7 protein-coding genes are annotated in these 9437 nt (G+C 45.9%); 6 read left to right on the top strand and 1 reads right to left on the bottom strand.

Annotated features, from left to right (window positions below; genetic code table 11):
• Window positions 1-269: 269 nt before the first annotated feature.
• The 4 genes from S2091_RS22095 (at window position 270) to S2091_RS22075 (ending at window position 5439) form a co-directional block, all read left to right on the top strand.
• Window positions 270-752 carry a VOC family protein gene (locus S2091_RS22095; RefSeq protein ID WP_105534145.1) on the top strand — a complete coding sequence of 161 codons (483 nt, stop codon included), beginning with the start codon at window positions 270-272 and terminating at the stop codon, window positions 750-752.
• A gap of 642 nt (window positions 753-1394) precedes the next feature.
• Complete coding sequence (locus tag S2091_RS22085) at window positions 1395-2606, top strand: ABC transporter substrate-binding protein (protein WP_105534143.1); 1212 nt, start codon at window positions 1395-1397, stop codon at window positions 2604-2606.
• A gap of 156 nt (window positions 2607-2762) precedes the next feature.
• Window positions 2763-3698, top strand: a complete 936-nt coding sequence (locus tag S2091_RS22080; protein WP_105534142.1) for a S1/P1 nuclease — start codon at window positions 2763-2765, stop codon at window positions 3696-3698.
• A 358-nt stretch (window positions 3699-4056) separates the two neighbouring features.
• A complete protein-coding gene (locus S2091_RS22075; protein ID WP_105534141.1) occupies window positions 4057-5439 on the top strand; it encodes a hypothetical protein in 1383 nt (460 codons plus the stop codon).
• A 107-nt stretch (window positions 5440-5546) separates the two neighbouring features.
• Here the strand turns inward: S2091_RS22075 and S2091_RS22070 are convergent, their stop codons facing one another.
• Window positions 5547-7643 (bottom strand): M13 family metallopeptidase, encoded by a 2097-nt coding sequence (locus S2091_RS22070; RefSeq protein WP_105534140.1) that lies wholly within the window; start codon window positions 7641-7643, stop codon window positions 5547-5549.
• A 262-nt stretch (window positions 7644-7905) separates the two neighbouring features.
• On the opposite strand from S2091_RS22070, the gene S2091_RS22065 reads away from it, so the two are divergent.
• Entirely contained in the window at window positions 7906-8694 is a 789-nt protein-coding gene (locus tag S2091_RS22065; RefSeq protein ID WP_105534139.1) for a glutamate racemase, read from the top strand.
• A gap of 50 nt (window positions 8695-8744) precedes the next feature.
• Entirely contained in the window at window positions 8745-9392 is a 648-nt protein-coding gene (locus tag S2091_RS22060; protein ID WP_105534138.1) for a glutathione S-transferase family protein, read from the top strand.
• Window positions 9393-9437: the final 45 nt, after the last annotated feature.

Below are 9437 nucleotides of genomic sequence, written 5' to 3'. Positions count from 1 at the left end.
TGACGCGCGTATTACATCAGGGCCAGAGCAAAAAACCGCTCATCTATCAGGCCGTATAGATACACGCAAGCTTACCTACTGGTTGAAATCAAATTCTTCTTGCAAAACGGGTGGAGTCCATAGATACCGCGTTATGTCAGGAAGATCATGCTGGCTTCCACGAGCTGGAACTTGGACATCCCCTTCGAAACAAAATCCAGCGTTCGCCAAAATACGGCGTAAGATTTTTGATTGATCTGTAGTGTGTTTATTCACATAGGAGAACGACGATGGATACGAAGAACACGATATGCCTGTGGTTTGATGGAAATGCCATGGATGCTGCTGGCTTTTATGCTGCGACATTTCCTGCCAGCAGCCTGGGAGCTGTCCTCCGCTCTCCGGGTGATTATCCAGGTGGTAAGCAAGGAGATATCCTAACGGTCGAATTCACTGTACTTGGCATTCCGTGCGTCGGCATCAATGGTGGACCGGGGATTAAGCATAATGAGGCGTTCTCATTTCAGATAACGACCGACGATCAAGCCGAAACCGATCGCTTGTGGGACGCGATTGTGCAAAATGGCGGACAGGAAAGTCAATGTGGTTGGTGCAAGGATAGATGGGGAATTTCTTGGCAAATCACTCCACGCATCCTTCTTGCTGCTTTGTCGGACAACGATCCAGCAGTATCCAAGCGCGTATTTGAAGCTATGATGACAATGAAAAAGATAGATATTTCTGTAATCGAGGAAGCTAGACGCGGCCTTTGATGTCTTGACGTAGATTTAAAATTCGATTTCTGGACGGCAAAAAACGGCAAATTATGTTAGTTAGCCAATTGATGTAATGCGCGATCTGATTTTTACTATCCGTCGATTTGACTGGTTTTGAATATGCTTTGTATTTGACAGTTCGCTTTGCGCAACTCTTTACCTGAATATCCATATCTATATAGCCGCCTACGAACGCGAACACCCGGACCATGGACTTCGCATCAATTCCAAATTCCCCCAAATATAACTGTTGTATTTTGTTTGATAACAGGCCTAATGCCAATTTAGGACATAGACAAAATGTTATTTACAGAGTACCTTGCCAAATCTTTTTGTTGGGCAATATTTAATGTGTGGTGGATTGCTGTTTTAAAAACAATTACTTGTCTTAAATTAATATTCAATCGACAGATTTGATTAATCTTCACTCGGCATCGGTAATTAAGGTTCGAGTGGGGAAAATACTGATTGGTGTAAAAAAAGGCTAATTTCCCAATTCTGTGGAACTTTAGCTCCGTTTGTTTAAAACACCCATTTCAGTTAAGGCTGAACATCGATTTTGAAGCTTAACGGTACATGAGGCTAAAAAAACGATTACTAAATTGGCATAAATTATGCCGCAAATAATTAAGGAATTACATGCGTAAGTATAAGTTGAGAATAGTTTGGATCTTGGTCACGATGTTGTTTGGTGTAGCTCAAGCGGAAGAATTGCCAACAATCAAAATTGGTATTGTCGCCCCAGTAACAGGAAAATCATCCGAAGATATGGGAACGAGTATCGTTGGCGGAGCAAAAGTATTTTTAGAAGATATTAATCAGATAGGCGGAATACTCGGCCGCAAAGTCGAATTAGTCATACGTGATGATCAGGCCAAACCAGACCGAGGCGTGGCTGTATCAAAAGAGTTAGTCGACGTAGAGAAAGTTGTTGCTGTGGTTGGATTTGGTAATTCTGGCGTTGCCTTACCGTCGTCCAAGATTATGCAAGATGCCAAAATTCCCCTAATCATTTCCGGAGCCACTGCCGCCGCCATCACTCAATCGTTTATGCCTCCGGCATATCCAACTAGTTATGTTTTCCGAGTCGCTCCTAGCGATGCTCTTCAACCTATTGTGATGTTGAACGATCTAATTGATCGCCGCAAAATTAATAACATTGCCTTAATTCATGACGAAAGCCCCTATGGAATACTGGGTAAGCGAAGCGTCTTAGAGGAATTAGCCAGACGAAAAATTAAAGCTGTTGATGTTGAAAGTTTCAAAACCGGCGATCAGGATTTAACCGTACAATTACAGCGTGCCAAAGACAGTGGAGCACAGGCGATTGTGATGTATTGTCTTCATGTTGATGCTGCAGTGATAGTGAAAACAGCACAAAAATTGCACATGAACGTACCGATTGTAGGGCCATGGACAATATCGCATCAAACTTTTTCCGATAACCTTGGTAGCAGTGCCGAAGGGGTACGAACGACTGTTACCTTTATCGAAAACGAACTGAATTTCCGCACTAATGAATTTGCTACGGCATATAAGAGGATTAATAAAGTTTCGCGCATTCCATCGGCAATGGCAGCAGCACAAACCTACGATGCATTACGCCTTTTGACGCTCGCTATATATAAAGCTAATTCAACTGATGGGACAAAAATTCAAGCCGCATTAGAAAATCTTGATAATAGAACGACTTCAACAGTAATTTCTCGCTACTTCAAACCATTTTCACCGTTAGATCACGAAGCTATCTCTTTAAACATGATACTCATGGGTGAAATCCATAATGGTAAAGTGGTATATGCGTACAAAGAAGATGCCAACGAAAATTTGATTGTGCGCACAAAAAAATAGCAGCGTGCAGGTTGGGCTGATGAAGCGCTAGCCCAACCTAAAGCATAATCAATCGCGATATTGAATTACGGCTTCCGACAACCCCAACTCAGCACTTTATGAACATGCTTTGTATTTTGTAGATCGCTTTGCGCAACTCTTTAGTTGGATATTCTTATGAGCAGAAAGAAAGTCGGCGGATTGCTGGCCACATTATTATATTTACTTGCATGTGTTGCTCCTCAGTCAGCCTATGCCTGGGGTGATGATGGACATCAGGCGGTAGCTCTTATCGCGTGGACATATTTATCTCCAGACGTACGCACAAAAATTCTCGACCTACTGAAAAAAGACAACGAGTCGCTGGCTATGCGTAACGGCCAAAATACCAGCGACAGCTTTGCAACCCAGGCTACTTGGGCTGATTACTATCGCGCATCATCCGGACAATATGGACCTGCATATCAACAAACCCGCAACTGGCACTTTGTTAATATTGAGATCAACGGTGGCAGGCTAGAGGCAGCCTGCCCTAATTACGCCAATCTTCTGCCTGCAACATTGGCGTTCAATGGACCAGCGAATGATTGCATCGTCAATAAAATCAGGCAATTCACTGCAGAATTAATGAGTCCCACTACATTGCAGACCGAGAGAATCCGTGCATTAAAGATGGTGATGCACTTAGTTGGTGACATTCACCAGCCGCTTCATGCAAGTGATGATCATGACGCGGGCGGAAATTCGAAACAGGTAAGTTTTAGCGGCATGAAGCCGGGCAATCTCCATAGCTATTGGGACACTGCCTTTGTTCGCCTGATTGCTGATACACCAAAGAACATCGCCGACAAATTGATCGCAGCGATAACCACGACAAAAATAAAGCAATGGTCGAAGTCGGAGTCTAACCCTTCAACGTGGGCAAATGAATCGTATGCGCTCGCCAAAAAAGTGAGCTACGGTGAACTGCCAAATCCAAGGCATGGTAGCGCTGAGTCCGTGACATACCAGCTTAATCAGGCATATGTGAATGACGCGCGGGAAGTGATCGAAATGCAATTAGCAAAAGCAGGTATAAGATTGGCGGCAGTGCTTAACGCCGCTTTTAAATAATAACAAATCGCACTTTTGATAACGAGGGTAAGTGAACTAGCTCTACGAATATCCGCTGTTTGGAAATACAACCGGCTGCAGAAGTGTTGGATTGTTAGCGTAGTAATCGGCTTAGCCAAAAATTTAAGTTGTTCTCTTAAGTGACTTAAACCCGAATTTCAATCAAACAGCGTCGAAATTTTACATTGATTAATGAAATGTGTCCTGGCGCACAGACGGCCTTGCATTGCAGGATCAAGCTTTATATTGGAAATCCGTTTGTGGGAGACGGTAGGTCATTTTAGTTAGTTTTACCTTATAAATTTGTTTGCATGGATTTAAATATAAGGATGGCAGAAGAAAGTGAAAAAGTACCAGTATGGATATCTCGCCTATCGATTCAACTGTGATTCCCACTATCAAGCTCGATGCACTCGCTGATTTAGATGCAAACGCCGCGCCTGTTGCTCCGCTGATAGCATCGCCCCAACCTGACAACGTTGCGAGTATCGTTATCTTTTCGCCGCTTTCCCAATTGTTGGCTGCGACCGTTAAATTTCAAACACAGCAAGCAAATCAAACACAACAAGTGTCGGCTGGAGCTACTACAAGCACCGGCACTAGCCTTGATTTTAAACAACTCTCTGAGATAACAACTCTGTTTGTTGATGCATTTAATAATTTCCAAACTAGTATCGCTAGTAGCGTCGCGAATCCGTTTGATTCGGTTTTTAACAATGCATTGTTAACGGGAATACAAACGGAAAACACACAGTCAGGCTCAAGTAGTATTCAGTCGTTTATCGATAGCCTGGCGGAAGTAGGTATTAATTTTCAAGCGGGGACTGATTTCATGAGTCCTAGCCAATTCCAAATTGACTGGACCACTCTGGCGTCGGCCTATAATGCCAATCCAGCTCAAACATCTGCCTTACTCTCAAATGCTTTTCAAGCACTTGGTGCCATTGAAGAAAATCTGCTTTTATCGCAACAAGGCCTGAACCTGCCAGGTAACGAAATCAATCCAGTTTTATACGATGGTGTGTCAGCGAGTCAAATTGATACGAGCGCTGTTGCGGCGGAACTTAATTCGCTCATCAACGCCGAGGGACCGAACGTCTACGATTCAGCGCAATTGTTGCTTGCTAGCGAGCAATTAATCGAAGCGCTGGATGCTAATCTGATCGCATCGCAAACTGCTGCTGCCAAAACCTCCGCTGCTGTAACCGCTGCTACTGTAGCCACGAACACGGTTGAGGATAATCTAAACATAGCGACAACCGCAAGTAACGCTGAATTAGCATCAATTGAAGTCACGCCGCCACTGGTTGTTGTCACAAATCCGGCAAACTCACCTGCCGCAAATGCTTTGGTGAGTAACTCGGATGTGAGCGTAGCTAATGCTAACTCTGCGGTCATCAACAGCGTGAATGCCAACGCAAGTACTAGCGTAAGCAATACGCAAGCAACCTTGGAGGCAGTGGTGATCGACCCCTTGATAGCCGTCGCTGTTGCGGCATATCGGGTAGGCGAAGCCATTTCAGCTATCCCAAGCGACAAGCCATTAAATCCTGCTCCTGAATCTATCCAGGACATTGATCAGATACCCAAAGTCGCGCCTGTTACTTCAAATTTGCATGGCGGTTCCAATGAGGGTGGACATAACCAAGCTGCACACAATGCCGCGCCTGATCAAAGCGCGGGGATTAGCAGTGAGAGTGCCTCTGTACCTGTAAAAACTAAAGTGGATGTGTCTGTTTAGATAGTATCAGGCCAGCTCTTGTAGCAGGAGGAATTATCTTTAGACTACGTGAGTAGAGTGAATAGTTTCTCTACTCACTCTATTTTGTGACTATTTAATAAAAAATATTACCAAACCCTTACCCGGTCTTTCGGTGCCAGATACAACTTCTCTCCGGCTTGAACATCAAAAGCGCCATACCAGGCATCTAAATTACGCACAGTGAATACGCGGAACGAATCTGGCGCGTGCTCATTAGTGGTGATTTGACGGCGCAACGCCTGCTCACGTTCTACACCGCGCCAGCTTTCAGCGTAAGACAGGAAAAACTCTTGGTCTAAACGTTTATCGGTTGCCGCATCTTGCTTGCCGCTGGCTTTGTGGAATGCATCGTAAGCGACATTCAAACCTGCTAAATCAGCAATGTTCTCGCTCAATGTTTGTTGACCGTTAATCGCTAAATCAGGGAAGGGGCGGTACGCTGAATATTGTGCGGCCAAGGCTTTTGCGGATTTTTTAAAGTGGCTAAAATCGCTTTTTTGCCACCAGTTGCGTAGCTCGCCTTTAGAATCAAATTGCGCGCCGGAGTCATCAAAGCTGTGGCTGATTTCATGTCCGATGGTCGCACCTATCGAGCCGTAATTCGCGGCATCTGACGCGTTGATATCAAAATACGGCGCTTGCAAAATTGCGGCAGGGAAGTTGATGGCGTTTTGCATCGGCATATTTACCGCATTAATTTCTTGCGCGACCATGCACCATTGCGCAACATCGACCGGCTTGCCTAATTTAGCCAGCGCTTGCTGGTAAGTGTAGGCTTGCGCGCGTTCTAGGTTGCCAAAAGCATCATCGGCACGAATCTCTAAACCGGAAAAATCACGCCATGTGTCTGGGTAGCCAACGCCGACATACATCGACTTAAGTTTGGCTTGCGCTTCCGCTTTTGTGCTTGGCGCCATCCAGTCTAAGGTGGTAATCCGCTGGCTAAATGCATCCAATAGATTGCTGACCAGGGCGCGTACCTTGGCTTTGGCTTCCGGTGAAAAATGCTTGGCAACATACAGCTTGCCCAAGGCATCGCCTAATGAACCATTGGCCATTTCAATAGCGCGGATCGAACGTTCTTGCTGTTCTGGCGTGCCTGACATGGTCGTGCCGTAGAAGGCAAATTTTTGATCGCTAAAGGCTTTCGGTAATACCGATGCGTGGGAATTAATGGCGTGGAAGCGTAAGTAATCTTGCCAATCAGCGAGTGACACTGAGGCGACTAAAGCGGCTTCGCCTTTTACCGCGCTTGGATGCCAGATGATGAAGGATGCTTGTTCTGTTAAACCTGCTGCTGCAAAATAATTGGCCCAATCCATGCCAGCTGCTTTGCGGCTGAAGTCGGCTTTAGCCCATGTGTTGTCGGCTTTTAATACGTTCGAGGTATCTTCACGCGGCGCATGCGTTATCGCGATTTTTTGTTCCAGATTAACGACGCGGATAGCGGCTTGTTCCGGGTTGGCTATGCCCGCTAATTTAAGCATGGCGGCGACATACGCGCGATATTTAGCGCGTAGCTCCACCATTTTTGGATTTTTAGTCAGATAGTATTCACGATCCGGCAAACCTAAACCGCCTTGCAACAAATACGCAGTGTATGTTGTGTTGTCATGAAACCCCTGTGAAATCCACATGCCGAACAAGTTTTCGGTCCAGACACTGGTGGCGTTAATCGGGTCGACATCGGCTTTTAAATTAGCACCCAAATAGGTAGATAAATCGGCTTTATTTTTTAACGCGCTAATGCTGTCCAAACGCGCTTTAAGTGGTGCAATGCCAGTTTTTTCAATGGTGGCGGTATCCATGAAGGCCGTATAAAAATCACCTACTTTACGTTCTTCGGAACCCGGCGCCGCTTGAGTTGCGGCTTGAATTAATGCGCTGAGTTGTTTATTGGTGCGCTCATTAATTTCACCAAAAATACCCCAGCTACTTTGGTCGGCAGGAATCACCGCCGTCTTTTCCCAACCGCCGTTGGCGTAAGCGTTAAAGTCGTCACCGGGTTTAACGCCGGTATTCATGCCGTCAATGGTGAATGTAGTGGATGGTTTGCTTGCGGCACTGTCTGTTGCGTATTCAGATGAATACGCTGGTAATGTTGCTCCAGCAAAGCAAAGCGCTAAACAGGTGAGGGCGAGCGGTTTTAAGGTGAATTTGTGCACCAATGAGCTGGGTTTCATAGTTCAATCTTGTGGGAAAGTTGGAAGGGTGATTGTGATACTGTTGCTTCAAAAGATCAATATAGTTGTCGTGTTTAATTAGCTTACCGAGTTCTATTCCCCACTTTATTTAAGTACATGCCACTGGCTTTGAATGAGTAATGGTGCAAAAATACAGCTCGTGTGGCGAAATGCCCGGCTGCGTCAATTTATCGTAGATTAATTTATTCGCGCTTCGAATTGGCGCGAGCCGTATTAACTTATTTATCAACTTATCAAATTCATGAAACTACATCGCCCTATCGGAATTTTTGATGCCGGCATCGGTAGCTACGCTATTGTTGAGCGCGTTCGAGCCCGTTTTCCCATGCAGGATATTATTTACTTTGCCGATCGAGCAAGCTTCCCTTATGGCGCCAAAACGCCGGAAGAATTGCTGGAATCTGTACGTAGCGCGACGGACTATCTCTGCAACGAGGGTTGTGCTGCGGTTGTCTTGGCATCAAATGCACCAAGCGTGGTTGTTTTGGACGCATTGAGAGCTGCTGTATCGGTTCCGGTAATTGGAATATTTCCCCCAGTACGTGAGGCTATTGAGCGCTCTAAGAGCAAGCAGGTTGCGATTCTTGGGGTGCGTTCACTGGTGAGCAGTGACGCGATGAAGATCTATGCAAACAAAAACAGTACCCCGGAAAGTAAGGTGCTGCTGATTAACGCATCGTCACTGGTAGATCTGGTTGAAAATTTCACTTTCTTGAATGATCCAGGGGCGACACAGGAAATTGTCACGCGATTTATCCTGGAGGTTCGTCGTGCAGCACCGGAGGTGGATGTGATGACGATGTCGTCGACGCATTTACCTTGGCTAAAGCAGTTTTTTATGTCGGCAGCGCCCGATGTGCTGTTCCTCGATCCGGCTGATGCAGTGTTGGATGAATTGCATTCGTATACCAGCAATGGCGCAGGATACACGCGCTGCGTTGCAACGGAGACGGCGGAATTGAGCTTGGAGCGGTTTAACGCAGCGTTGTTATCGTTAGGTACATCGCATGCGGCAATGTTGATAACTTAAGGACTCGACAATATACTTGTCTGGGATTTTTTTAATTTAAGGAGCAATTGATGAGCTACACACTTTATTACTCACCCGGTACGGCAAGTATGGCAGTGCATTGGATGTTGATTGAGCTTGGCGTTGCGTTCGAGACGCGCTTGGTCGACTTTGAATCAGGTCAGCAGCGCAGTCCGGAATATCTACGATTAAATCCTGCTGGGCGAGTACCTACTCTTGTTATTGATGGCGTGCCTTATAGTGAATCGACCGCTCTTCTGATGCTGTTGGCCGAACGTCATCCGGCGGCAGCTCTTTCTCCCGCGCCTGGCACGGCAGAACGTTGTGAATGGATGGAATTGATGGTGTATCTTGCCAACACGGTTTTACCAGCCATGCGGGACTGGTTTTATGCCGATACTGACGGCGATCCGATTGGTGCTGACACAATCAGAAATCTGGCACGTAGCCGTATCGAAGCCGCATGCGAGCGGTTGGATAAAAAATTGGCAGATGGGCGCACCTATATAGTTGGCGGTAAATTGAGTACAGCAGACTTTTTGGCCGTGATGCTGATGCGCTGGACTAGAAATATGCCACGACCAGCCATGACATGGGAGCATATCGAGCTGTATGTTAAGCGGCTGCGCAGCCTGCCATCGTTTATTACATTGAATACCAATGAAGGGTTGACGGACTGGCAGAATACAGCTGTCTAGTTCGCACATTTTGATCCCATTTAATGAACAATTGAAGGAGAAAAT

Source organism: Solimicrobium silvestre (assembly GCF_002976435.1).
Taxonomy (GTDB): domain Bacteria; phylum Pseudomonadota; class Gammaproteobacteria; order Burkholderiales; family Burkholderiaceae_D; genus Solimicrobium; species Solimicrobium silvestre.
This window is presented reverse-complemented; position numbering and strand designations above follow the sequence as displayed.

Excerpts from the sequence above, each read along its gene's own strand:
- S2091_RS22095 (WP_105534145.1), top strand. The coding sequence starts at position 270 with ATGGATACGAAGAACACGATATGCCTGTGGTTTGATGGAAATGCCATG.
- S2091_RS22085 (WP_105534143.1), top strand. The coding sequence starts at position 1,395 with ATGCGTAAGTATAAGTTGAGAATAGTTTGGATCTTGGTCACGATGTTG.
- S2091_RS22080 (WP_105534142.1), top strand. The coding sequence starts at position 2,763 with ATGAGCAGAAAGAAAGTCGGCGGATTGCTGGCCACATTATTATATTTA.
- S2091_RS22075 (WP_105534141.1), top strand. The coding sequence starts at position 4,057 with ATGGATATCTCGCCTATCGATTCAACTGTGATTCCCACTATCAAGCTC.
- S2091_RS22070 (WP_105534140.1), bottom strand. The coding sequence starts at position 7,643 with ATGAAACCCAGCTCATTGGTGCACAAATTCACCTTAAAACCGCTCGCC.
- S2091_RS22065 (WP_105534139.1), top strand. The coding sequence starts at position 7,906 with ATGAAACTACATCGCCCTATCGGAATTTTTGATGCCGGCATCGGTAGC.
- S2091_RS22060 (WP_105534138.1), top strand. The coding sequence starts at position 8,745 with ATGAGCTACACACTTTATTACTCACCCGGTACGGCAAGTATGGCAGTG.